Source organism: Streptomyces sp. NPDC001663, from assembly GCF_042893105.1.
GTDB lineage: Bacteria > Actinomycetota > Actinomycetes > Streptomycetales > Streptomycetaceae > Streptomyces.
In genome coordinates this window covers 642,401-666,235 of record NZ_JBIAUR010000003.1, presented here as the reverse complement: position 1 = coordinate 666,235, position 23,835 = coordinate 642,401, and the positions used below count along the sequence as shown (strand labels likewise).

General features: G+C 71.7%; 22 protein-coding genes. 9 read left to right on the top strand and 13 right to left on the bottom strand.

Features of this window, described 5'->3' with window-relative positions; genetic code table 11:
* The first annotated feature begins 64 nt into the window (after positions 1–64).
* Positions 65–1,300: a cytochrome P450 gene (locus ACFY1L_RS13585; protein WP_388822743.1), complete on the top strand. Its 1,236-nt coding sequence runs from the start codon at positions 65–67 to the stop codon at positions 1,298–1,300.
* A 69-nt stretch (positions 1,301–1,369) separates the two neighbouring features.
* On the opposite strand, the gene ACFY1L_RS13580 is transcribed toward ACFY1L_RS13585, so the two are convergent.
* From ACFY1L_RS13580 to ACFY1L_RS13560, 5 genes are all read right to left on the bottom strand, one after another.
* A complete protein-coding gene (locus ACFY1L_RS13580) occupies positions 1,370–2,497 on the bottom strand; it encodes a flavin-containing monooxygenase (protein ID WP_388822741.1) in 1,128 nt (375 codons plus the stop codon).
* Entirely contained in the window at positions 2,401–2,724 is a 324-nt protein-coding gene (locus ACFY1L_RS13575) for a tetratricopeptide repeat protein (RefSeq protein WP_388822739.1), read from the bottom strand. Before ACFY1L_RS13575 ends, ACFY1L_RS13580 begins: the two co-directional genes overlap by 97 nt.
* Before the next feature lie 102 nt (positions 2,725–2,826).
* Complete coding sequence (locus ACFY1L_RS13570) at positions 2,827–4,485, bottom strand: LuxR C-terminal-related transcriptional regulator (protein ID WP_388822737.1); 1,659 nt, start codon at positions 4,483–4,485, stop codon at positions 2,827–2,829.
* Positions 4,486–4,555: 70 nt separating this feature from the next.
* Entirely contained in the window at positions 4,556–6,070 is a 1,515-nt protein-coding gene (locus tag ACFY1L_RS13565; RefSeq protein ID WP_388822735.1) for a glycosyltransferase family 39 protein, read from the bottom strand.
* Positions 6,071–6,241: 171 nt separating this feature from the next.
* Positions 6,242–8,287, bottom strand: a complete 2,046-nt coding sequence (locus ACFY1L_RS13560; protein WP_388822733.1) for a bifunctional glycosyltransferase 87/phosphatase PAP2 family protein — start codon at positions 8,285–8,287, stop codon at positions 6,242–6,244.
* A 277-nt stretch (positions 8,288–8,564) separates the two neighbouring features.
* On the opposite strand from ACFY1L_RS13560, the gene proP reads away from it, so the two are divergent.
* From proP to ACFY1L_RS13545, 3 genes are all read left to right on the top strand, one after another.
* A complete protein-coding gene (gene proP / locus ACFY1L_RS13555) occupies positions 8,565–9,929 on the top strand; it encodes a glycine betaine/L-proline transporter ProP (RefSeq protein WP_388822731.1) in 1,365 nt (454 codons plus the stop codon).
* Positions 9,930–10,263: 334 nt separating this feature from the next.
* Entirely contained in the window at positions 10,264–11,388 is a 1,125-nt protein-coding gene (locus tag ACFY1L_RS13550) for a DUF2330 domain-containing protein (RefSeq protein WP_388822729.1), read from the top strand.
* 30 nt (positions 11,389–11,418) lie between these two features.
* A complete protein-coding gene (locus ACFY1L_RS13545; protein ID WP_388822727.1) occupies positions 11,419–12,090 on the top strand; it encodes an O-methyltransferase in 672 nt (223 codons plus the stop codon).
* A gap of 21 nt (positions 12,091–12,111) precedes the next feature.
* Here ACFY1L_RS13545 and ACFY1L_RS13540 read toward each other — a convergent pair whose 3' ends face one another.
* Positions 12,112–12,504, bottom strand: a complete 393-nt coding sequence (locus ACFY1L_RS13540; protein ID WP_388822725.1) for a hypothetical protein — start codon at positions 12,502–12,504, stop codon at positions 12,112–12,114.
* A gap of 80 nt (positions 12,505–12,584) precedes the next feature.
* On the opposite strand from ACFY1L_RS13540, the gene ACFY1L_RS13535 reads away from it, so the two are divergent.
* On the top strand, positions 12,585–13,016 hold the full coding sequence (locus tag ACFY1L_RS13535; protein ID WP_388822723.1) for a DUF1992 domain-containing protein: 432 nt from the start codon (positions 12,585–12,587) through the stop codon (positions 13,014–13,016).
* Here the strand turns inward: ACFY1L_RS13535 and ACFY1L_RS13530 are convergent.
* The 4 genes from ACFY1L_RS13530 to ACFY1L_RS13515 all read right to left on the bottom strand — a co-directional run bounded on the left by ACFY1L_RS13530 (position 13,002) and on the right by ACFY1L_RS13515 (position 15,522).
* On the bottom strand, positions 13,002–13,538 hold the full coding sequence (locus ACFY1L_RS13530; RefSeq protein ID WP_388822721.1) for a hypothetical protein: 537 nt from the start codon (positions 13,536–13,538) through the stop codon (positions 13,002–13,004). The two genes, ACFY1L_RS13535 and ACFY1L_RS13530, sit on opposite strands and share 15 nt — an antisense overlap.
* A 5-nt stretch (positions 13,539–13,543) precedes the next feature.
* Positions 13,544–14,206, bottom strand: coding sequence for a hypothetical protein (locus ACFY1L_RS13525; RefSeq protein ID WP_388822719.1), 663 nt, complete (start codon positions 14,204–14,206; stop codon positions 13,544–13,546).
* A gap of 107 nt (positions 14,207–14,313) precedes the next feature.
* The gene (locus ACFY1L_RS13520) at positions 14,314–14,718 is read right to left on the bottom strand and encodes a nuclear transport factor 2 family protein (protein ID WP_388822717.1); all 405 of its coding nucleotides are present in this window, start codon (positions 14,716–14,718) and stop codon (positions 14,314–14,316) included.
* Between the two features lie 84 nt (positions 14,719–14,802).
* Positions 14,803–15,522 (bottom strand): helix-turn-helix transcriptional regulator, encoded by a 720-nt coding sequence (locus ACFY1L_RS13515; RefSeq protein WP_388822715.1) that lies wholly within the window; start codon positions 15,520–15,522, stop codon positions 14,803–14,805.
* A 101-nt stretch (positions 15,523–15,623) separates the two neighbouring features.
* Between ACFY1L_RS13515 and ACFY1L_RS13510 the strand changes: the two genes are divergently transcribed.
* Positions 15,624–16,256: a dihydrofolate reductase family protein gene (locus ACFY1L_RS13510; protein ID WP_388822713.1), complete on the top strand. Its 633-nt coding sequence runs from the start codon at positions 15,624–15,626 to the stop codon at positions 16,254–16,256.
* A gap of 42 nt (positions 16,257–16,298) precedes the next feature.
* On the opposite strand, the gene ACFY1L_RS13505 is transcribed toward ACFY1L_RS13510, so the two are convergent.
* Positions 16,299–18,398 carry a DHA2 family efflux MFS transporter permease subunit gene (locus tag ACFY1L_RS13505; RefSeq protein ID WP_388822711.1) on the bottom strand — a complete coding sequence of 700 codons (2,100 nt, stop codon included), beginning with the start codon at positions 18,396–18,398 and terminating at the stop codon, positions 16,299–16,301.
* 180 nt (positions 18,399–18,578) lie between these two features.
* Between ACFY1L_RS13505 and ACFY1L_RS13500 the strand changes: the two genes are divergently transcribed.
* Positions 18,579–19,526, top strand: a complete 948-nt coding sequence (locus tag ACFY1L_RS13500; RefSeq protein ID WP_388822709.1) for a peptidoglycan-binding domain-containing protein — start codon at positions 18,579–18,581, stop codon at positions 19,524–19,526.
* A 39-nt stretch (positions 19,527–19,565) separates the two neighbouring features.
* On the opposite strand, the gene ACFY1L_RS13495 is transcribed toward ACFY1L_RS13500, so the two are convergent.
* Entirely contained in the window at positions 19,566–20,234 is a 669-nt protein-coding gene (locus ACFY1L_RS13495; protein WP_388822707.1) for an HAD-IA family hydrolase, read from the bottom strand.
* A 190-nt stretch (positions 20,235–20,424) separates the two neighbouring features.
* Positions 20,425–21,006: a TMEM165/GDT1 family protein gene (locus ACFY1L_RS13490; protein WP_388822705.1), complete on the bottom strand. Its 582-nt coding sequence runs from the start codon at positions 21,004–21,006 to the stop codon at positions 20,425–20,427.
* A gap of 384 nt (positions 21,007–21,390) precedes the next feature.
* On the opposite strand from ACFY1L_RS13490, the gene ACFY1L_RS13485 reads away from it, so the two are divergent.
* Together ACFY1L_RS13485 and ACFY1L_RS13480 are read left to right on the top strand one after the other, a co-directional pair.
* Complete coding sequence (locus tag ACFY1L_RS13485) at positions 21,391–22,035, top strand: HNH endonuclease family protein (protein WP_388822703.1); 645 nt, start codon at positions 21,391–21,393, stop codon at positions 22,033–22,035.
* Between the two features lie 86 nt (positions 22,036–22,121).
* Positions 22,122–23,750 (top strand): alkaline phosphatase D family protein, encoded by a 1,629-nt coding sequence (locus tag ACFY1L_RS13480; protein WP_388822702.1) that lies wholly within the window; start codon positions 22,122–22,124, stop codon positions 23,748–23,750.
* Positions 23,751–23,835 lie beyond the last annotated feature (85 nt).

Sequence of the window (23,835 nt, the reverse complement as noted above, 5' to 3'; positions counted from 1 at the left end):
ATGGACCGTCAGAAGACCTTCAGAGACCGTCAGAACTGTTCAGAACACAGGCTTGGAGCTGCCCATGCCCTGTCCGGCTCTCCCCGACGGGTTCGACTTCACCGACCCCGACCTGCTGCACGCCCGTGTGCCCCTGCCGGAGTTCGCCGAGCTGCGCCGGGCCGAACCGGTCCGCTGGATCCCGCAGTCGGCCAACCTGGCCGGCTTCCAGGACGAGGGATACTGGGCCGTCACCCGGCACGCCGACGTCAAGTACGTCTCGACGCACCCGGAACTCTTCTCCTCGTACCTCAACACGGCGATCATCCGCTTCAACGAGCACATCGAGCGCGATGCCATCGACGCGCAGCGGCTGATCCTCCTCAACATGGATCCGCCGGAGCACACCCGCGTCCGCCAGATCGTGCAGCGCATCTTCACCCCACGCGCCATCCGGGCGCTGGAGGAGCGACTGCGCGACCGCGCCCACAACATCGCGCAGACCGCCCTCGCCCAGCCCGGCCCCTTCGACTTCGTCACCGAGGTCGCCTGCGAACTGCCCCTGCAGGCCATCGCCGAGCTCATCGGCATCCCGCAGGACGACCGGGCCAAGATCTTCGACTGGTCCAACAAGATGATCTCGTACGACGACCCGGAGTACGCGATCACCGAGGAGGTCGGCGCCGAGTCGGCCACCGAACTCATCGCCTACGCCATGAACATGTCCGCCGACCGGAAGCAGTGCCCTGCGAAGGACATCGTCACGACGCTGGTGGCCGCGGAGGACGAAGGGAACCTCAACTCCGACGAGTTCGGGTTCTTCGTGCTGATGCTGGCCGTCGCGGGCAACGAGACCACCCGCAACGCCATCACCCACGGCATGCACGCCTTCCTCACCCATCCCGAACAGTGGGAGCTGTACAAGAGGGAGCGGCCGGAGACCGCGGCCGAGGAGATCGTCCGCTGGGCGACCCCCGTCAACTCCTTCCAGCGCACCGCCACCCAGGACACCGAACTGGGCGGGAAGTTGATAAAGAAGGGCGACCGGGTCGGCATCTTCTACGCCTCCGCCAACCACGACCCGGAGGTCTTCACCGACCCCGACACCTTCGACATCACCCGCGACCCCAACCCCCACCTCGGCTTCGGCGGGGGCGGCCCGCACTACTGCCTGGGCAAGTCCCTGGCCGTCCTGGAGATCGACCTCATCTTCAACGCGATCGCCGACGCCCTGCCGAACCTCACCCTGTCCGGCGACCCGGACCGCCTGCGCTCGGCATGGATCAACGGCGTGAAACACCTTCAGGTCCAGGCCGGCTGACGATCTCGGGCCGGCGGCATCCCGGCGCCGCCGGCCCGTCTCGGCTCGGGGGAGGCAGGAGCATCCCCCCTACGCCTCGCCCCTGCCTCCCCCGAGGACCGCCGCGTCCACGTCGACGTGTGCCGGAACGGACCGCGCCGCGAGGTGTCGTACGACGAACTCCGCGTCCCTTCCGACGCCCTGGATCATCGACGAGGCCATCGCGTACTGGAACAGCCTGCCGACGAAGTACAGGCCGGGCTGTGCCTGAACCACCCCGCGTCGCTGCGCCGGTTCACCGTCCGCGTCGAACACGGGCAGGTCGATCCAGGAGATGTCGGGCCTGAACCCCGTGCACCACAGAACGTTGGCGACCTCGGGCGCCGACCCGTCGGCGAGCACCGGCCGGCCGTCGCGCACCCCCGTCGTGCGCGCCACCCGCCGGACACCGGCCGCCTTCAGGTCCGACGACTTCACGCGGATCAGCGGGGCGCTGTGCGCGAGCACCTTGGGACGGACCTTGCGGCCCATCGGGGTGCGCACGGTCAGCAGGTGCCGGAAGAGGAAGAAGAGGACCGGGGTCAGGAACCTGGCCTTTCGGCTCTCGATCCGCCAGGGGATCTGTCCGGGGTGCGGGCCGGAGAGCAACACCCGGTGGGTGCGGGCGAGTTCGAGCGCGATGTCGGCGCCCGAGTTGCCGGCGCCGACGATCAGGACGGGGCCGTCGCGGAGCTGGTCGGGGTTGCGATAGTCGACCGCGTGCAACTGGGTGATCCCGGGGGCGAGTTCATCGGCGTAGGCAGGGATCTTGGGCAGCCGGTCGTACCCCGCCGCGACGACGACGTTGTCGGCCTCGTACCGCAGATCACCTTTCGTCTCGACGACGTAGCGGCCGTCCTCGTACGACAGCCTGCGCACCGCGGCCCCCGTCCTGACCGGGAGTTCCCCCCACGCGGCGTACGCCTGGAGGTAGTCGGCGAACTCGTCGCGGGTGGGGAACGACCAGGCGGGGCCGGGGTACGGCAGCCCGGGCAGCCCGTCGAACCTGGCGGGGCTGAACAGCCGCAGCGAGTCCCAGCGCCCGCGCCAGGCGTCACCGATGCGCTCACCGGCGTCGAGGATCACGAAGGGCCGGCCGGTGCGGGCGAGGTGGTATCCGGTGGCCAGGCCCGCTTGGCCACCGCCGATGACGACGGTTTCGATGCGCTGGGTGTCCATGACAGCTCCTCCGTGACGTCCGTGCCGCTGCTGGTGGGCCGTGTCCGCCGGTCGGCCTCGTAGATCTCCACGGCCTGGCGCAGCATCCGCTCGGCCTCGGTGTGCTCGCCGAGCAGCCGCAGCAGGGTGCCCAGGTCGGCGGCGCTGTCGGCGAGCCGCAGGCGCGCTGCGCGGACCTGTTCGCGAAGACCGTGGAGGCCGTCTGTACCGCTCTGGTCGTCGGACACATGTCGATGCTCGTGCCGGGGCGGGGGCGGCCGCATCGAGAGGAATGCCCATCGATGCCCATTCGCCGGAGCGGGCGCATGGGTGGTTCTGCGCAGCTCCCCCTACGCCGGCGTGTCGCGCTCCACGAGCCCGTGCTCGAAGGCGTAGGCCGCCGCCGCGGTGCGGGAGGTGACGTCGAGCTTGCCGAAGATGTTGCTGACGTGCCGGGCGACGGTCTTCTCGCTGAGGAACAGTTCGGCGGCGATGGCGTGGTTGGTGCGGCCGCGGGCGATCAGCCGTACGACTTCGAGCTCACGGGGCGAGAGCGTCGGATGGCGGTCCTTGGCGTCGCCGGTGAGGCGCCCGACGCGTGCGGCGTCCGGAGCGGCGCCGAGCCGCTCGAAGACCTGCCGCGCCGAGTCCAGCTCCCACCCCGCCGAGTCCTCGTCGCCGAGCGCCCGGCAGGCCAGGCCGATCGACACCCCGACGCGCGCGGCCTCGTACGGCACCTCCAGCTCCCGCCAGAGCCGTCCGGCCTCCCGGAGCAGCGGCAGGGCCTCCCCCACCGCACCCTCGGCGAGCCGCACCGTCCCTTGGGCCTGCGCGGCCATGGCGCGCAGGGCGACGGCGCCGTGCGCATCGGCGATGCCCGCCAACTCGTCGGCGGCCCGGGCGGCTTCGGCCTCTGTCTGCTCGCCCTCCGCGAGGAGGATCTCCACCGCCGCGGGCAGCAGACGCGCCCTGCGCATCGGCTCCGTCGTCTCCGCCAGTGCCCGGCGGATCGCCGCCGTCGCCGCATCACGCCGGCCCCGCACCAACCGGAGCAGCGCCAGGCCGGGCTGGGCGTCCCAGCCGTGCTGGAGGGTGTCCCGGTAGGCCTGCTCGGCCTCGGTGAACTCGCCGCGCAGACGGTGTAGTTCGGCCAGTTGGTAGAAGGCGCCGCCCGCCACCTGTTCGCCGTAGCCGGCGGTGAGCTGGGTGCAGGCCAGGCGGGCCTCGCGGACCGCGTCCGGCCAGGCACCGCCGAGCTGGAGCAGTGCGACGCGGTGCACCCGGCACAGCCCGCGGTAGGCGCCGGTGAACTCGGGCTGGGCCGCGCACCACTCGGCCAGTGCCTCGCTCCACTCCTGGGCGCGGCGCAGTTCCTGCAGCTCCTGGCAGGTGCCGATGACGACGCAGTAGATCATCCCGGTGCAGCGTGCGGACAGCGCACGGTCGGCGACCGCCACCATCGCCTCGTCGAGTTCGGCGAGCCCGGCGGCGACCTGCCCGTTGCTCACCAGGGCGAGGCCCAGTGTCATCGCCGTACCGGCCGCGAGGTCGGCATCCGTGCGGGGCGCGGCGGCCTCGGCCAATCGGCGCGCGGTGTCGAGCATCTGCTCCGGTTCGCCCGCCCGGAAGTGCAGCTCGGCCTCCAGCATGAGCAGGTAGGCGCACTCGGGGCAGCCGGGTTCGGTGGCCGCGAGCCGCCGGGCACGGGCCAGCCAGGCACCCGACTGCGCGAACTCGCCGCCCCAGGCCAGCGCCTTGCACAGCCAGTACGCACACCGCAGCGCCGCTCCCACGGCCCCGGCCTCGGCGTACGCGGTGTAGGCCCGCCGCAGCAGAGCCACGGCGTCGTCGCAGCGCCCCAGCATGTCGGCGGCCTCGGCGAACAGCTCGACATCACTGGCATGGAGCGGACGCACCGCATCGGCCCGCGCCAGCACGTCGTACGCCTCGCCCCAGGCCTGCCCCAGCACGGCCTCCCGCCCCCGCCCGACCTCCGTATCCCAGTCCATGCCGCCTCCGCACAACATTGCACCCCGAAGGGGGCGGGGCTGTCACCCGGTGCGGCCCGGTCCGTGGCGCTCAGGGCGTGCAGTGGCCCTTGCGGGCGTAGACGACGATCTGCGCGCCGAGGACCCGGGTTCGCTCGCAGGGCTCGTAATACGTCTTCAGGATCTGCCGTTTGACCTTCTCCTGCGGGAAGGCGTCGAGCGGCTGGTCCGGTGGGTCGGTCAGGGCGATGATGCGGTCGGCCGCGAGGATGCGGCGGCGGATCTCGTCGGCCGGCAGTTCGGTGCCCTGGAGGGTGCGCGAGGCCGCCGGGGACCTGGCGAGCGCGAGGTCGTCGAGGCGGTCGTAGATCCGGGGGTGGGACAGGAGCCATTCGCGGCGGCGGGCGGGCAGGAAGAGCACTCCGTCGCCCCTGTGCGCCGACTTCTCCACGGCGCGGGCGACCGCGACGACGTCGTCCTTGCGGCTGTCGGGCTCGCGCACCATCAGCGACCACGGCAGCAGGACGGCGACCGCGGCAGCGGCGAGCAGGCAGGCCGTCAGCAGCCGGGCGGTGAGGGCGAGCCGATGTCGCCGCCGTATCGCATGGGCCAGCAGTGCACCGGCCGGCAGTGCCAGTCCCGTGAGGCCGTAGAGCACGTACCGGTCGACGTACCACGGCTTGACCAGCGAGATCGTCATCAGCAGTCCGGCCGGGGCGATCAGCAGCGGCAGGGACAGACGGGTCAGGGCCACGGCCCCGGGGGCGCCCGCGCGCACCAGGAGGCGGCACAGCAGCACGCCCGCGGCCGCGACCGCCAGGAACTGCAGCCACATGCTCAGGGAGGGACGCCCGAGCCAGCCGAGCTGCTCTTCGGCCTGCCCCGCACTCGCCAGCATCAGCGGCAGTAAGCCCGCCGCCACGCAGGCCGCGGCGACGGCCCAGCCGCGCCACACCCGGCGCGGCACATGTAACCCCGCCAGCGTCATGCCGTGCGCCGCGAGCGCCAGCGCAGCGAACTCGTGCAGCCAGCAGGCGAGTCCGAGGGTGAGGGCGTACGCCGTCCAGCGGCGGGCCCGCGGGTCTCCGACGGCGCGCAGGAAGAAGTACGTCGCCCAGGTCACCCCCGCGGTGACCAGGGCGTACGAGCGGCCCTCCTGCGCGTACTGCTGAGTGGCCGGCAGCAGGGCGAAGACGAGTCCGGCGAGGGTGCCGGCCCGGCGTCCGGCGAGCCGGGTGCCGATCGCGCCGACGCCCGCCGCCGCGAGGGCGGTCGCCAGCACCGAGGGCAGCCGGAGCGCCGTCGGGCCGCCGTCCCACACGGCGAAGACGGCGTGCATGAACAGGTAGTACAGGCCGTGCACGGCGTCGATGTGGCCCAGCAGGCCCCACAGTTCACCCAGTGACCGGTGGGCGACCTGGTAGGTGACGGACTCGTCGCGCCACATGCTGTCCTGCCGGTCGATGCCCCACAGCCCGAGGGCGAGCGCGGCCACGGCGGGGGCGGCAAGGGGCGCCGCTCTCTTCGTCCGGCCCACGTGCCGGGCGGGCGGTGCCTGTCCGGGTCGGGGGCCGCGTTGGACCGGGAGCAGCCTCGCCGTGTCCACTTGTTGAGTGATGACGTCCTCCGGAGACGGGGCCGGTGGGCTGACGGGCTGGTCACGGACGCACCGTGCAGGTCCTTGCGAAACGGGTGCCCCCGGAGTCAACAGCCTTGTTCGCGGCCACCCGCGCTCCGTGAGACGCGCAGAATCCGCCTCCGGTTCATCCGGCGGTACTCAGTGCCGCGAGGAGGTCCGGCCCGCCGAAGCGGCCAGGGCTTCGGGCACCGGGTCGTCCTTGCGGGCGGTCGCGATGGCGACGCGCGGTCCCGACAGCAGGTACGTCAGCCCGAAGCCCGCGCCGACGATGGCGGCGCCGCCGACCGCGTCGAGGACCCAGTGGTTGGCGGTCGCGACGATCGCGGACACGGTGAACAGCGGGTGCAGCAGGCCCAGTGCCTTCATCCACCACCGGGGCGCCAGAACCACGATCACGATGCCGCACCACAGCGACCAGCCGAAGTGCAGCGAGGGCATCGCCGCGTACTGGTTGGTGACCGCGGTCAGGGCGCCGTAGTTCGGCTTGGCGAAGTCCTGGACGCCGTGCACCGTGTCGATGAAACCGAGCCCCGGCATCAGCCGCGGCGGCGCCAGCGGGTACAGCCAGAAGCCGACCAGGGCGAACACCGTGGCCAGGCCGAGCGCCGAGCGGGCCCACCGGTAGTCCGCGGGGCGGCGGATGTACAGCACGGCCAGGATGGTCAGCGGGACGCCGAAGTGGAACGACTTGTAGTAGTAGTCGAGGAACTGGCGCAGCCAGTCGATCTCCACCACCGTGTGGTTGGCCCAGCGCTCGATGTCGATGTGCAGCCAGCGCTCGAGCGTGTGGACCTGGTGGCCGTGGTGCTCGGCGGTGGCCCGGTCGGCGGTCACCGAGACGCGGACCCGCTGGTAGGCGGCGTAGGTGACGCGGATCAGGAGGAGTTCGAGGAGCAGGTTCGGGCGGGTGATGACCCGGCGCAGGAAGGGCACCAGCGGTACGCGCTGCCATCTCGCCGGGACCGGGGCGGCGTACTCGGTCGGGATCGGCATCCGGTAGTACGGCGAGGTGCGGGACAGGAACGGGACGGCGGTGGCCGCGGCGAGGGCGGCGAGCAGCACCAGGTCGTCGCGCAGCGTGTACAGCTGCGGCATGTTCGGCAGCATCATCTTCGCCGGCAGCGTCATCACCAGGACGACTGCGACCGGCCACACGAACCGGTCGGAGGCCCGCTTGCCGACCCGCCCGACGACGGCGAGCAGCACCCACAGCAGCTGGTGCTGCCAGGTGGTCGGCGACACCGCGATCGCCGCGCAGCCGGTGACGGCGACCGCGAGCAGCAGCTGCCCGTCGCGCGCGTAGCGCACCGCGCGGCGCACGCCCAGGACCGCGACCGCCGTGCCGAGCGTGAAGAAGAGGGCGATCTCCAGCGGGCCCGCCAGGCCCAGCCTGAGGAGCGCGCCGTGCAGGGACTGGTTGGCGAGGTCGTCGGCCGGGCCGCCCAGGCCGGTGCCCGCCATGTGGTGCACCCAGTACATGTACGAGTCGTGCGGCATCGCCGCCCAGGTGAGCGCCGTGCACGCGGCGAACGTGGCCCCGGTGGACAGCGCCGCCCGGCGCCGCCCGGTGAACCACAGCAGCGGCGCGAAGAGCAGCACGGTCGGCTGGAGGGCGGCGGCGAGTCCGATCAGCAGGCCGCTGGTGCGCTCGCCGCGGACGATGAAGCAGCCGAGCAGCACGAGCAGCACCGGCAGGATGCTGATCTGGCCGAGCCAGAGGGCGTTGCGCACCGGCAGCGACAGCATCAGCAGGCTGATCGCGACCGGCGCGGCGAGCAGGGAGGCCCGGCGGCTCACCGGCTGGGGCAGGGCGCGGGCCACGACCAGGCCGAGGGCGGCCACCAGCAGCAGCGTGCCGAAGGTCCAGCCCCAGCCGAGGGCCTGCTCGGCCGCACGGGTGAGGGGCTTGAGGACGAGTCCGCCGAACGGGGTACCGGTGAACTGCGTGGAGTCGTACAGCGAACCGTTCACATGCAGGACGCCGTTCGGGCCGACCCAGGTCTCCAGGTCCGTCAGCCGTTCACCCCGGGGAGTACGCAGAACGACGGCCAGTTGACGTACGGCGAGCACAGCCGCGATCAGCCACAGCCCCAGACGTGCGACGCGCAGGCGTCTTCTGCCCGCACCGACAGCCGTCGCTCCGAAGGTTCCCGCCGGTCGCCCGCTGTGCTCCACGTCCGCCACGCCGCGTCGGCCTCCCGCCCCGCAGTTTCTCTGGGCCCCCCGAGAGAGACGCAGGCTACCCGGGCTTCACCTGTCGTCCCTCTCCCTTTTGTCTGGATGACGATAGTGCGACGCGAGTGAGGTCGCCTCCGCGGGGCGCGAGATGGATCACAGCGGCGGCGTACGAAAACCGCAGCCGGGCGGGCATACGAGCCTGCATACGCGACGTTTACGTGCACACCGCAACGACTTGTGCGCGCCCCGTAAGGGGGACAAGGCCCCCTATGGTCGCTTTGATATGTCCCTTCTCGAAAAATCCCCCCACAGTCCGTCCCCCGTCCACAGCACTCCCGAGGTCACCGCGACCGACCCGGCCCTGGTGCGCCGTGCCGTGAAGGCCGCCGCACTGGGCAACGCGATGGAGTGGTTCGACTTCGGTGTCTACAGCTACATCGCCGTGACGCTGGGCAAGGTCTTCTTCCCGTCCGGCAACCCCACCGCCCAGCTGCTGTCCACGTTCGGCGCCTTCGCCGCGGCCTTCCTGGTCCGCCCGCTCGGCGGCATGGTCTTCGGCCCGCTGGGCGACCGCATCGGCCGCCAGAAGGTTCTCGCGCTGACGATGATCATGATGGCGGCGGGCACGTTCGCGATCGGCCTGATCCCCTCGTACGCCACCATCGGCGTGGGCGCGCCGCTGCTGCTCCTGCTGGCCCGCCTGGTGCAGGGCTTCTCGACCGGCGGTGAGTACGCGGGCGCGTCGACCTTCATCGCCGAGTACGCGCCGGACAAGCGGCGCGGGTTCCTGGGCAGCTGGCTGGAGTTCGGCACGCTGGCCGGCTACATCGGCGGCGCGGGCCTGGTCACGCTCATGACCGCGCTGCTGTCGCCGGCGGACCTGGTGTCGTGGGGCTGGCGGATCCCGTTCCTGATCGCGGGTCCGATGGGCATCATCGGCCTGTACCTGCGGATGCGCCTGGAGGAGACCCCGGCGTTCGCGGCGGAGCTGGAGAAGGCCGAGTCCGCCCGCCCGAAGGTCCCCCTGCGCGAGATGATCACGGGCCAGTGGAAGGCGCTGCTCCTGTGCATGGGCCTGGTCCTGGTCTTCAACGTCACGGACTACATGCTGCTGTCGTACATGCCGAGCTACCTGACGAGCGAGCTCAAGTACGACGAGACGCACGGTCTGCTGGTGGTCCTCGCCGTGATGGTCCTGATGATGATCGCGCAACCCTTCACCGGGGCCCTGACCGACCGCATCGGCCGCCGCCCGGTGATAGCGGCGGGCTGCGTGGGCTTCCTCGCCCTGTCCGTCCCGGCGATCCTCCTGATCCGCCAGGGCAGCCTGGCGGCGGTCGCGCTGGGCATGGGCGCCCTGGGCCTGCTCCTGGTCTGCTTCACGGCCGCGATGCCCTCGGCCCTCCCGGCCCTGTTCCCGACCCGCGTCCGCTACGGCTCCCTGTCGATCGGCTTCAACGTCTCGGTGTCCCTGTTCGGCGGCACGACCCCCCTGGTCGTGACGGCCCTGATCGGAGCGACCGGCAACATGATGATGCCCGCGTACTACATGATGGCGGCGGCGATCATCGGCGGGGTGGCGGTCTGGTTCATGACCGAGTCGGCGGGCAAGCCCCTGCCCGGGTCGGCGCCGGCCGTGGAGCGGTAGGGCCGCGGACGGCGGGCGGCGGGTGAGGCGAAGGCCGCACGGCACAGCGCAAGCGGCGCATCGAGCACCGTCGGCCCCCTGACGGCCTCGGGCCACGGGACCAGCAGCCACCCGCCCGCGGCCGCGGCGGCAATCCCAGCACCGACTCCGGGACAGCGGCCCCACACCAGCGGCTGCAGGCCACACCCGCTCGGGCCCGCAGGCGCGCAGCCGGCCCGTGTCGGCGCACTCGGGTCCTCCCCCACCCACCGCAACGTCTCAAACACGCCCTGGAACCAGCCCCTCCCCCGTACCGTCTGAAGCCCTGTCCACGGCATCCGGGAGGCTTCGGGGAATGGGCTGGTTCCTGCGGAAATGTGCGCGGGTGCGCGTGCTGACGGTCGTCGGGGCGCTGCTCGCGGTGCAGCTGGGTTCGCTGATCGCGCCCGCGTACGCGTGCGGCTGCGGGGCGATGATCCCGGGGGCCCAGCAGCGTGTGACCGTCGGCCGTGAGGAGTCCATGGTCCGCTGGGACGGCCGCCAGGAACAGATCGTGATGAGCCTGACGGTGGACGGGGATGCCCAGAAGGCCGCGTGGATCATGCCCGTTCCGCACCGCGCGACCGTCAAGCTGGGTGACCCCGAGCTGTTCACCCAGCTCGCGGCCGCCACCGCCCCCGTGCACCGCGACCGCTACCACTTCTGGCCGCAGGACGGCGACTGGCCCCTCGTCACCGGCGACGGCACGAGCGCAGGCGCCCCACCGCCGGGCGCCGCCGCACCGGGCGTGGGCGTGGTCGGCCGCCAGCAGCTCGGCCCCTTCGACGTGGCCCGTCTGACCGCCACCGACCCCGCCGCCCTGAACGGCTGGCTCGACAGCAACGGCTTCGTCATGCCGCCCCGCCTCACCGACGCCCTCCAGCCGTACGTGGACCGCCGCTGGGAGTACGTCGCCGTCCGCCTGACCCCCGCCACCGCGTCCACCGCCCTGAGCGGCACCCTCGACCCCCTCCACCTCACCTTCGCGGCCGGCCAACCCGTCTACCCGATGCGCCTGTCCCGCCTCGCCCGCACCCCGCAGTCCCTCGGCCTGTACGTCCTCGCCGACCACCGCATGGAGACCCGCACCGCGATCGGCGGCGACCGCCCCCGCACCACCTTCGCCGGACGCGTCACCACCACCCGGGGCCCGCTCGCCGGGCTCGCCAAGGGCACCCCGTATCTCACCGCGATCGGCCAGGAGTTCCCCGACCCCGCCTCGATCTCCGGCGACCACGTGCTGCGCCCGGCGCCCGAGGACACCCCGTTCCAGCAGGTGATCTACGAGGACCACCTGCGCACGGTGGCCGGCGTCCCGGCGTGGCTGCTGACGGTCGTGGGCACACTGGCTCTGGCCGTCACCGCGGCGACCGTCTTCGCCGTACGACGCTCACGCGCCCGGAACCAGCAGACACCCACGTTCGTTAGGCCAACTAGTTAGCAGCGTTAACCATATGAAAGGCGCAGGTGAATGAGCGAGTCGCAGCTCTGGCACGACGTGGACGACTACTTCACCACCCACCTCTCGCCGGACGACGCCGTCCTGGACGCGGCGTTGCGCGACAGCGAGGCGGCCGGGCTGCCGGCCATCGCGGTCACCCCGCCCCAGGGCAAGTTCCTGCAGCTCCTCGCCGAGATCCAGGGCGCCCGCACCATCCTGGAGATCGGCACCCTCGGCGGCTACAGCACCATCTGGCTGGCCCGCGCCCTGCCCGAGGACGGCAGGCTGATCTCGCTCGAGTACAGCGCCAGGCACGCCGAGGTCGCCACCCGCAACATCGCGCGCGCGGGCCTGGACCGGATCGTCGAGGTGCGGGTGGGCCCCGCCCTGGAGTCGCTGCCCAAGCTGGCCGACGAGAACCCGGCCCCGTTCGACCTGGTCTTCATCGACGCCGACAAGGTCAACAACCCGCGCTACGTGGAGTGGGCCCTGAAGCTCACCAGCGCGGGCAGCCTGATCGTCGTCGACAACGTCGTACGCAGCGGCCGGGTCGCCGACGCGGACAGCACCGACCTGGACGTGCTGGGCAGCCGCGCCGCGATCGAACTGATCGGCTCGCACCCGAGGCTGAGCGGCACGGCGGTCCAGACGGTGGGCAGCAAGGGCCACGACGGCTTCGCACTGGCGCGCGTCCTCGGGTGACCCCCGCCGCCGTCCTCCCGATCAGAACTCGTGGTAGAAGCCGACGTTGACGCTGCGCGGGGCGGTGCGGTCCCGGACGACGATCTCGCCGTTGCCGCCCCTGGGCAGTGCCACGGTCCCGCCGTAGACGAGCGCCTGCGCGTACTCCCCGACGATCAGCCGGACTTCGGAGGACGGGTCGGCCTGCGAGCCGCGCAGCCAGGTCACCTGCCAGGTCCCCTCCGGGCCGCACAGGAACTCCAGGTGGACCCGCGAGACGAACAGCCAGTCGTCGGGCGTCGACAGACGGCACACCGACTTGTCCCGGCCCACCCGCAGCACGGCGCCGGGCTCACTGGGCGCGTCGGCCATCTGCATGCCGGCCGTGGCCCCCTCTTCCGCCCCGGAGACGGTGGCCATGGTCAGTTCGAGCACGTGCGCTCCTCTTGAAGTGTCATTACACAGCCGCCGCATGATAAATCGCCCGGCCAGGTCGCGTCCGGCACAATGGACTCATGACCGAGCGAAAGCCACCGGGTGTGCCGTTCGAGTCCTGGGTCGACAAACAGATCCGTGACGCCGAGCGCCGCGGCGAGTTCGCCCAACTGCCGGGCGCGGGCAGGCCGTTGCCCGCCGGTACCGACACGTCGTACGACGAACTGTGGTGGATCAAGCAGAAGATGGCCCGCGAGGGCCTCTCGGTGCTGCCGCCGACGCTCGCGCTGCGCAAGGAGGCGGAGGACGCGCTCGCGGCGGCGTACGCGGCGCCCTCGGAGCGGCTCGCCCGGAAGATCATCACGGACGTCAACGTCAAGATCCGCGACATGATGTTCAAGCCGCCGCCCGGTCCCCCGCTCGGGATGAAGCCGTACGACGTCGAGGAGGTCGTACGGGAGTGGCGGGAGCGCCGGACGGCGGCCGGTGGGTCGGGGTCAGCTGTGCAGTAGGCGCTCGGCCAGCGCGCGGTAGTCCCGCAGGGCCAGCCGCAGCTGCTCGGTGTCGGCGTGCGTGGCCTGCGCCCCGGACCGCTCGCCCTCCTGCCAGGACATGCGCAGGGTACGGCGGCGCCGGGTCAGGGCCTCGGTGAACCGCCCGGCGATCTCCTCGACCACGTGGTCGGCCTCCTCGACGGCTTCCCGGGGCCCGTCGACGAACTCGGAGACGGCCTGGCGGAGGCGGAGTTCGAGCTTGTCGCACTCGTCGTTAGGAAGCAGGCGGGCAGTGGGGGTGGTGGTGCCGGTGCGGTGGCCGGTGGCGTCGCGGCCGGAGGTGCTGCCGGGGCCGGGCTCCGCGCCCTCGCGGTCCGCCGCCCCGGTCGCCTTCGGCGGGGTCGGCGACGCGCCCTTCAAGCCCGCAGGCTCGCTCTCGGTCGCCTGCGGCGCGGTGGGCGCCACCGTGTGCTGCTTGGTCCTGTCGTCGGTCTCGGCACCGTCGGCGCCGACGCCGGGGTTGGCCTTCGCGTCCGCCATGTCGCTCAACTCCCCTTCGCCTGGTGCCGGTTGACGGCCCACGGCAGGCGCGTGCGGCCGTTGGTGCGGGTGTGCTGCTCGGGCTTGGTGGGCTTAGTGGAGTCCTCGCGGGTCGGGCTCATCAGGTCCTCGAAGAGGGCCCGGGCCTCGACCAGCGCCTCGCGCATCTCCTCGGTGTCGGCCCGGTCGCCGTCCTGCCCGCCCGCGCCCACGCGGGCGACCCGGTGCACATGCCGGTAGCCGTGGACGTGGTCGGCGTGATGGACGGAGAGCGCGGCGAGCTGCTCCTCGTACTGGCCGCCGTCGGGGAAGCCGCGGTCGGCGGCGACCTCCGCGAGCAGCCGGTCCGCCTCGGCGACCGCCTCCCGCGGCGCGTCGACGAACCGCTCCTGCGCGGCCGTCCAGCGCGCCTCGAACTGCTCGCGCCGGCCGGGCTCCAGCGGCTGTTCGCGCAGCGATCCGTGCCGTTCCACCCGCTCGGTGAGCTCGCGCTCGGCGGCCTTGGCGTCCCCGTCGTGCCGGGCCAGCGTCCGGTCGTACTCGGGACCGAAGCGCCGCTTCAGGTCCCGGCCGCCGTGCGGACCCCGGGCGCGCAGGATCAGGGCGGCCGCGACAACGACCACGGCCGCCACGATCACGATCAGAGCAATGATCATGCCTGTGGACATGGGTGCCTTCCGGTGGGTCGGCCCAACGGGCCGGTTCCCCGACCGGGTTGCCCGGACGGCACCCCTCAAACGGTCAACTGTCGTCCTGTGACCGTCCTTCGGTGCGCTCAGGGCGCGAAGCGGCGCAGGCCGGTCACCGACCACACGGTCGCGATGCGCCCCTGGACCACCTCGAACAGGTCGATGCCGCTCTTCTGCGTGCCGTCCTCGCGCGTCACGTACCAGCAGGAGGCGACCTGGCCGAGCGCCGGGTCGACCAGCGGGGTGCCGTCGACGGCGTACACGAGTCCGGGGATGGCCTCGCGGTGGCGGGCGATGAAGTCGACGATGCCCTGCGGGCCGTGGAGGGAGTCGGTTCCCGCCTGCTCGGGGTCGTTGCCGAAACGGATGCGGAAGTCGGGGGCGAGGAAGCTGTCGGGGTCGGCGAAGTCGCCGTTCCACAGGGCCGTCCAGCGGTCGAAGAGGGCGATGCCGGTCGCGGGGGTGAGAGAGACGGTGGTGGCCTGGGACATGTCTGTCGCCTTTCGTGGTGCGTCCGTCGAGGTCGGGCACCAGACTCGGCGGCTTGTGCGACAACCCCCTGTCGGTGATTGCCGTCACATCCCGAACTCGGCCAGCGGCACCAGGTCCGAGCCCAGGGTGTCCAGCGCGCTCAGGTCGACGGGACGCCGCGGAGGGCTCTCGGCGAGGGCCTCGACCGCGCGTATCCGGTCCAGCCGGAAGCCGCGCGGCGCCTCGCGCAGCCGGCACCAGGCGGCCAGGTACCAGTGCTCCGCCCCGCCGAGGAAGGCCAGCGGCTCGACGTCCCGCGCGGTGATGGTGCCCTCGGCGTCCGCGTACTCGAGCCGCAGCACCCGCCCGGCGGTCAGCGCCTCGCGCAGCGGCTCCGGTACGACGGGTTCGGCGGACCGCGTGGGGGCGGCCGCCGGTACGAGCAGCTGCACCCGGCCGGTCATCTCGGCGGCCGCCGCCCGCTCCCGCTCCGGCATCACCGCGAGCACCTTGTGCAGGGCGCTGCGGGCGTCCGCCGCGAACGGCGTGCCCGCGAGCGCGTGCAGCCCCACCGCGAGGGCGGTCGCCTCGGCCGGGGTGATGGTCAGCGGGGGCAGCGTGCGCCGCCGGTCGAGGACGTAGCCGCCGGTGCGGCCCGGCTCGGCGTACACCGGGACGCCGGACTGCTGCAACGCCGCCAGGTCGCGCTCGATGGTGCGGACGCTGACCTCGAAGCGCCGGGCGAGGGTACGGGCGCTGCGCGGGCTCGGCGCGGCGGCGCGGAGCTCCTCCACCAGGGCGTAGAGGCGGTCGGTGCGGTTCATGACGACCAGTCTCCGGAATTCGCGCAACCGGTGTGTCGATTCGGCGGCGGGCCCGATCGACGCAGGGGTGAAGAAGCTCTCAAGCGATCGAGGAGGTTGTCATGGGTGAGGTCATCGCACGGCTGGCCATGTCGCTGGACGGATACATCGCGGGCCCGGAGTCCGGGCGCGAGCATCCGCTGGGCATCGGCGGTGAGCGGCTGCACTCATGGGTCTACGGGCTGCGGACGTTCCGGGAGATGCAGGGGATGAAGGGCGGGTCGACCGGCCCGGACGACGAGCTGGTCGCCGAGCACGCCGCACGGCCCGGCGCGGTGGTGATGGGCCACGGCATGTACATCACCGGCGAGATCCCCTGGGGCGACAACCCGCCCTTCCACGCACCGGTGTTCGTCGTCACCCACCATCCGCGCGAGTCCCTGGTGAAGGAGGGCGGCACCACGTTCCACTTCGTCACCGAGGGGCCCGAGCGGGCACTGGAGCTGGCCCGGGAGGCGGCCGGTGACAAGGACGTGTCGCTGGCGGGCGGGGCGGATCTGGTGCAGCAGTTCATCCGCAAGGGTCTGCTGGACGAGCTGCTGCTGCACGTCGTGCCGGTCCTCGCGTGCGGCGGCCGGCGGCTGTTCGACGACCTCGGCGACCAGCACATCGAGTGGCACAAGACGCAGGTGCTGGACTCGCCGGAGGTCACCCACATCCGGTTGCGCGCCCCGCACACCGTCTCCGCAGCATGAGCGGACGACCTGGACGATCGCGCCGGAGCCGCGGAGCCCCGGCTAAGGCGTCCCCGTGGGCGAACGCCCCGTAAGAGACGCCCCGTTGTGGGGCTGCTCGCGGTCCGAGCCGCACAGTTCGTCGTTGAGTTCATGGACCAGTTGGGCCAGGTCGGTCGGGCGGTCCGGACCCCACCAGTCGCCGAGCAGGTCGGCGAGGGACTCCTCGCGGGCCATCGCGAGCCGCTCGGCGACCTCGCGTCCGGAGTCGGTCAGTGTGAGGTCGAGGCCCTCGCGGGTGGCGAGGTGGCGTTCCTCGACCTGGCGGGCGGCCTCCATGACGACGGTCAGCGGCACGGAGCTGCGCTCGGCGAGCACGCCGGGTTCGGCGGAGCCGTACTTCTTGATGCGCAGCAGCAGCCAGCTCGCCGAGGGCAGCAGGTCGTAGCCCGCCCGCTCGGTGATCGTCCGGTAGATCTCGCGCCGGCCCTCCCGGGTGCCGAGCACGGACAGCGCGCGGCACACCTCGTCGTACGAGGACCTCTGGACCGGATTGCTGGCGAGCGTCTCCGTGACGTCGGGCGCGGTGACCGAGCCGCGCAGCTTGTCCTCCTTGAGGAACCAGGCCAGTACGAAGCCGACGAGGGCGACGGGGGCGGCGTAGAGGAAGACGTCGGTGATGGACGCCGAGTACGCGTGCAGCGCCGGCGTGCGCAGGGCGGGCGGCAGGGAGCCGATGCCGCGCGGGTCGGCCTTGAGCGAGTCCGCCGAGAGGCCGGCGGGGAGCCGGGCGCCGCGGAAGGCGTCGGTCAGTTTGTCGCCGAGGCGGCTCGCGAAGACCGTGCCGAAGATCGCGACGCCGAACGAGGCGCCGATGGAGCGGAAGAAGGTCGCGCCGGAGGTGGCGACGCCGAGGTCCTCGTAGGCGACCGCGTTCTGCACGATGAGCACCAGCACCTGCATGACCAGGCCGAGTCCGAGGCCGAAGACGAAGAAGTAGGTGCTCATCTCGACGGTGGAGCTGTTCTCGTCGAGCTGGTGGAGGAAGAGCAGCCCGAGGGCGGTGACGCCGGTGCCCGCGATCGGGAAGACCTTCCAGCGGCCGGTGCGGCTGACGATCTGCCCGGACCCGGTGGACGACAGCAGCATGCCGAACACCATCGGCAGCATGTGCACGCCGGACATTGTGGGCGTCACGCCCTGGACGACCTGGAGGAAGGTCGGCAGATAGGTCATCGCGCCGAACATGGCGAAGCCGACGATGAAGCTGATGACCGCGGAGAGGGTGAAGGTGCGGATGCGGAACAGCTTGAGCGGCAGGACGGGTTCGGCGGCCCTGCGTTCCACGGCGACGAACGCGACGGTCAGTCCGACGCCGAGGACGATCAGCCCGACGATCTGTGTGGAGCCCCAGCCCCAGGTCGTGCCGCCGAGGGAGGCGACCAGGATCAGACAGGTGGCGACCGAGGCGATGAGGAACGTGCCGAGGTAGTCGATGACATGGTGGGCGGTCTTGCGCGGGATGTGCAGGGCGGTGGCGATCACGGCGAGCGCGACGACGCCGACGGGCAGGTTGATGTAGAAGACCCAGCGCCAGCTGAGGTGTTGGGTGAACAGCCCGCCGAGGAGAGGTCCCAGGACGCTCGTCGCACCGAAGACGGCCCCGAACAGCCCCTGATAGCGCCCGCGTTCACGCGGCGAGACGACGTCCCCGACGATCGCCATCGACAGCACGATCAACCCGCCGCCGCCCAGGCCCTGGACGGCCCGGAAGGCGATCAACTGGGGCATGTTCTGCGCCATTCCGCAGAGCGCGGAGCCGATGAGGAAAATCACGATCGCGATCTGGAACAGCCGCTTGCGCCCGTACTGGTCGCCGAGTTTGCCCCACAGCGGGGTCGCGGCGGTCGAGGCCAGCAGATACGCGGTGACCACCCAGGACAGGTGCTCCAGACCGCCGAGGTCGCTGACGATGGTGGGCAGCGCGGTCGACACGATGGTCTGGTCGAGGGCGGCGAGCAGCAGCCCGAGGAGCAGGGCGCCGATCGAGACGAGGACGTTCCCGGACACGTGCTCGTCGGCGGCGCCGCCCTGCTGCGGGGGCCTCGCGGGCGACTGCGCGTCTCGCACATTCCCCGTCATACCGTGCGCATCCTCGGCCATGAAGACCTCCAGCGGCTCTGGTTACACGTTCGTGGTGAGTCCATGGTGATCGGTGTGACCGGTTATGGCCTGTTGAGTCCTGTTGGAAGCCGATATTCCGGGGGTCACCGGCCACGGGGCGGAGATGATCTGGATAAAGTCTGGAGTTCGCGAGGGGAGCGTGAAGGGAGGGACGAACGCGTGACAGACCCGAAAGGTCACCTTTGCCCGGAGTGTGGAACGCCCAGAGGGGCGGACAACACCCCGTCCTGCAGCTGCACACAGCGGGCGTCCGACGCCCTGCGCGACGCCCGCACGGCCGAGCAGGCGGCGGCGGAGGACTTCGATCCGCTGCGGATACGGCCGTACGTCGAGCTGGAGGCCGATGGGACCGGGCATCCGGTACCGCCTGCGGCGCCTGCGGTCGAGGTGACGATGCCGCTACGGCCCGTGAGCGCCGAGGTGCCGAGCAGCGACGACCTGAGACTGTTCGAGGGCGTGTACGACGAGGTCGCCGAAGACGCCGAGGACGACGCGGCGTACAGGTCGCGCCGCAGACGCCGCACCGTGCTGCTCGGCGTCGGCGGGGCCTTCGCCGCGGTGATGGCGGCGGCCGGGCTGGCGAGCGGACTGTTCTCCTACGAGAAGCCGACGCGGGACACGGCGCTGCCCGACGACGTACGGGCGAGCGTGCCGGACGCGTCGCCGAGCGAGGCGTCCGAGTCGCCGTCCGCCCGCACCACGTCCGTACGGCCCGCACCGCCGGCGCCGGTGGTCAGCGCGAGCCCGTCGCTCTCGCCGTCCCCGTCGCTCTCGAGCGCCTCGCCGAGCCCGTCCCGCTCGGCCGAGCCGACAGGGACCCCGCCGACGGCCACGGCGACGGGCACGATCTCGTCGGGTTCCGACAACGGCCGCCAGACCGCACCGCCCGTCCTGAGCCGCGGCTCGAACGGCCCGGAGGTCACCGAACTCGAACTGCGCCTGACCCAACTCGGCCTGTACACGCGCAAGGCGAGCGGTCACTACAACGAGGGCGTGGAGGACGCGGTCAGCCGTTACCAGTGGGCGCGGGGGATCACGGACGACGAGCTGGGGGTGTACGGCCTGGAGACACGGTCGCGCCTGGAGTCGGAAACAACCGAGCCGTGACGTGCCGGGGGCTGCCGCCCCCGGACGGGCCGATCTCGCTTACCGTACGGAGAGCCGGATCTGCCCGTCCGGGGCAGCCTCCACCCGCACCCGCGTCAGGTCCCGCACCACCACGTCCGGGTCATGGAAGTCGGCCCGTGCCCCGACCCCGACAACCCGCATCCCAGCAGCCCGCCCCGCCTGGATCCCGGCCGCGGAGTCCTCGAACACGATGCAGTCCTTGGGGTCGACACCCAGTTCCGCCGCGCCCTTCAGAAACCCTTCGGGATCCGGCTTGCTCGCGCCGACGCTCTCCGCGGTGATGCGCACCTCGGGCAGTTCCAACCCGGCGGCCGCCATCCGCGCCGCGGACAGAGCAACATCCGCCGAGGTCACGAGCGCGTGCGGCAACCCCCGCAAGGACGCAAGGAACTCCGGCGCCCCGGGAATGGCGACGACGCCGTCCACGTCGGCGGTCTCCTCGGCCAGCATCCGCGCATTGTCGGCCAGGTTCTGCTCCATCGGCCGATCGGGCAGCAGCACCGCCATGGACGCATAGCCCTGCCGCCCGTGCACCACCTTCATGACCTCCCCCGCATCCAGCCCGTGCCGCTCGGCCCAGCGCCGCCAGATGCGCTCGACCACGGCGTCGGAGTTCACGAGGGTGCCGTCCATGTCCAGCAGGAGGGCGCGGGCGGTGAGGACGGTGGGCACGGTGGTGACCGTCATCGGCAGCTCCAAGGCGCGAAGGGCTCGTGGGAAGAGCTCGAAGAGTGGGCGTACGGGTGGCGCCCGGAGGGACAAGGCGGCCCCGCCCGCCGGTCAGGGAAAACGGGCGGGAGCCACTTTGTTTCTCTACGGTACAAAACAGGGGCCGCATCCGCCACCGCCTTGGGCAACAGTTCACCGGCCGTTCAGCTCAGCCGGCCACGGCCTCCCAGAGGCTCCACACGCCGAGCGCCAGCATCAGCAGCGCCGCGATCTTCGTGATGAGAGCCAGCGGCACCCGCTTCATCAGCGCCTTCCCGCCGACGATGCCGAGCCCGGCCACCGCCCACAGCGCCAGCACCGCACCGAGCCCGACGGAGAGCGGGTCGTCGTACCGTGCCGCGAGGTTCGCCGTCATGATCTGGGTCAGGTCACCGAACTCGGCGACCAGGATGAGCATGAATCCGGCGCCCGTGACCTTCCAGAAGGACTGGTTCTCGGGCTTGCGGATCTCTTCCTCGCCCTCGCCCTTCTTCAGGAGCAGAACGGCGGCTCCGCCGAGGAACAGGACGCCCGTCAGCGCGTGCACGATCTGCTGCGGCAGCAGTGTGAGCACGCTGCCGGCCGCGACGGCGAGCGCGACATGCAGCGCGAACGCGGCAGCCACGCCGGCGAAGACGTACGAGGCGCGGTAGCGGGTGCCCAGCACGAGCCCGGCGAGCGCGGTCTTGTCCGGCAGTTCGGCGAGGAAGACGACGCCGAAGACGAGTGCCGTGACGGTGATGCTGATCAAGGTTCCTCAATCGGTCGGGCTGCCCCACCGAGAGTGCGACTTGCGTGTGCGGACACCTCGGCATGGCAGCACACTCGGCGCCCGTGCCGTACGCACGGGCGTGCACTGCTTGCCGAAGGTCTCGCTGGCGAGGTCCACAGGGACCCGCCTCCGGGCGCCGGCTCAGACGAGCTGAGCAGTATGTCGACGGTCCGGCGAAGAGCTACTCCCCTTCTGCGCCGTCCATCGTACGCGACCTGGATGCGGGAGAAAGTTCGACCGTGAACCTTGTCGTGTCATGAACACGTCACTAACTTCTTACCCGACACTCACCTCCGCGCAACACGGCGCCGCGAGCATTCCATGGCTCGCACCCCAACGCCCCCACACCCCAAGGGAGTTCGCATGCCGAAGTTCTACGCGCGTCGACGGCTCAGCATACTCGCGGCTCTTACCGGACTCATAGCTTCCGTCGGACTTTTCAACGGTCCGACCGCCTCCGCCGCTCTCCCCACCCCGGTCAGCGCCGCCACCGCCCGCACCTACCTCGCCTCCCTCACCGTGGCGACCGAGAGCCGCACCGGCTACGACCGGGACCTGTTCCCCACCTGGATCACCATCAGCGGCACCTGCAACACCCGTGAGTACATCCTCAAGCGGGACGGTACGAACGTCGTGACCAACTCCGCCTGCACCGCCACCAGCGGCAGCTGGTACTCCCCGTACGACGGTGCGACCTGGACCGCCGCGTCCGACCTCGACATCGACCACCTCGTCCCGCTGGCCGAGGCCTGGGACTCCGGCGCCAGCGCGTGGACCACCTCCGAGCGCCAGGGCTTCGCCAACGACGTCACCCGCCCGCAGCTGCTCGCCGTCACGGACAACGTGAACCAGTCCAAGGGCGACCAGGACCCCTCCACCTGGGTTCCGTCCCGGTCCGCGTACGTCTGCACCTACGTCCGCGCCTGGGTCCAGGTTAAGTACTACTACGACCTCTCCGTCGACTCGGCCGAGAAGTCCGCGCTCACCAGCTACCTCGCCGGCTGCTGATCACCCTGCGCTGATCGTTACGCAAGGAACCTCCCCCCTCACCTCCGTCGTTCCGTACCGTACGGGGCGACGGAGGAGGGCATGACGTGGCCGAACTGCGCCTGGGTCCGCTGCTGAGGTACGCCGACGGCTCGACCGCGACCGTGTGGGTCGAGACGAGCCGTCCGAGCACCGCCGAGGTGCGCTGCGCGGACGGCACCCGCGCCGAGGCCCGCACCTTCCAGGTGGCCGGCCATCACTACGCGCTGGTGCCCCTCGCCGGTCTGACTCCGGGGACCGAGACGGCGTACGAGGTCCATCTCGACGGCACCCGCGTGTGGCCGTTGCCCGACTCCCGCTTCCCGCCCTCCGTCATCCGCACCCGGGCCGACGGCGACGACGTCCGCGTCACCTTCGGCTCCTGCCGCTGGGCCACTCCTGCCGCCGAGGAGCACGACCCGGTCGGCCCGGACGCCCTGGACACGCTCGCCGCCCGGATCGCGGCCGACCCGGAGGCCGAACGCCCCGACGTCCTCCTGCTGTTGGGCGACCAGGTGTACGCCGACGAGACCTCCGAGGCGACCCGGCGCTGGCTGGCCGCCCGCCGCGACCTGAGCGATCCGCCGGGCAACGAGGTCGCGGACTACGAGGAGTACACCCGTCTCTACTACGAATCGTGGCTGGACCCAGAGGTGCGCTGGCTGCTGTCCACGGTGCCGAGCTGCATGATCTTCGACGACCACGACGTCATCGACGACTGGAACACCTCCGCCGCCTGGCTCGAGGACATGCGCGCCACCCCGTGGTGGCGGGAGCGGCTGCTGAGCGGCCTGATGTCGTACTGGGTGCACCAGCACCTCGGCAACCTCTCGCCGGACGAGCTCGCCGCCGACCCGCTCTACGCCGCCGTACGCGAACTCCCCGACGGCACCGACGAGTTGCGCGCCTTCGCCTGCAAGGCCGACGCCGACGCGGCCTCCGTGCGCTGGAGCTACCGGCGCGACTTCGGCCGCGTACGCCTGCTGATGGTGGACAGCCGGGCGGCCCGCGTGCTGGACGAACAGAACCGCTCGATGCTCGACCCCGGGGAGGCCGAGTGGCTGCGCGAACAGGCACTCGACGCGCCCGGTTCCTACGACCACCTCCTCGTCGGCACCTCGCTGCCCTGGCTGCTGCCGCACCTGGTGCACGACGCCGAGGCCTGGAACGCGGTCCTGTGCCGGGGGGACCGCGGGGCGCGCTGGGCGCGGTTCGGGGAGGACCTGCGGCGCAAGGCGGACCTCGAGCACTGGGCCGCCTTCCCGGCCTCCTTCGCCTCGCTGGCCGGACTGATCGCCGAGGTCGGTTCGGGGGCGGGAGCGCCGGCGACGGTGCTCGTGCTGTCGGGAGACGTGCACCACGCGTACGTGGCCGAGGCGACGTGGCCGTCCGACGTCCCGGACGCCCGGGTGCTGCAGCTGACCTGCTCCCCCGTCCACAACTCCGTCCCGCTGTCGATACGGCTCGGCTTCCGCTTCGGCTGGAGCGCGGCGGCCCGCGCGCTGGGCCGCCGGTTCGCCCGGCACGGGCGGTGTGCTCCGCCGCCGGTCAAGTGGCGCAAGAAGGGCGGGCCCTGGTTCGGCAACCAGCTCATGACGCTGACCCTGCGGGGGCGTTCGGCGCGGCTGCGGCTGGAGCAGGCGCGGGCGGACGGGTCGCTGAAGACCGTGGAGGAGTCCGTCCTGACCACCCCGTGAGTCGGGGGAGGAGTCCGCTCTCACCACCGCATCCTGACAAACGGGGTGTCTGGGACCCGCGTTGGCTTCCGTGACCGGCGACGGC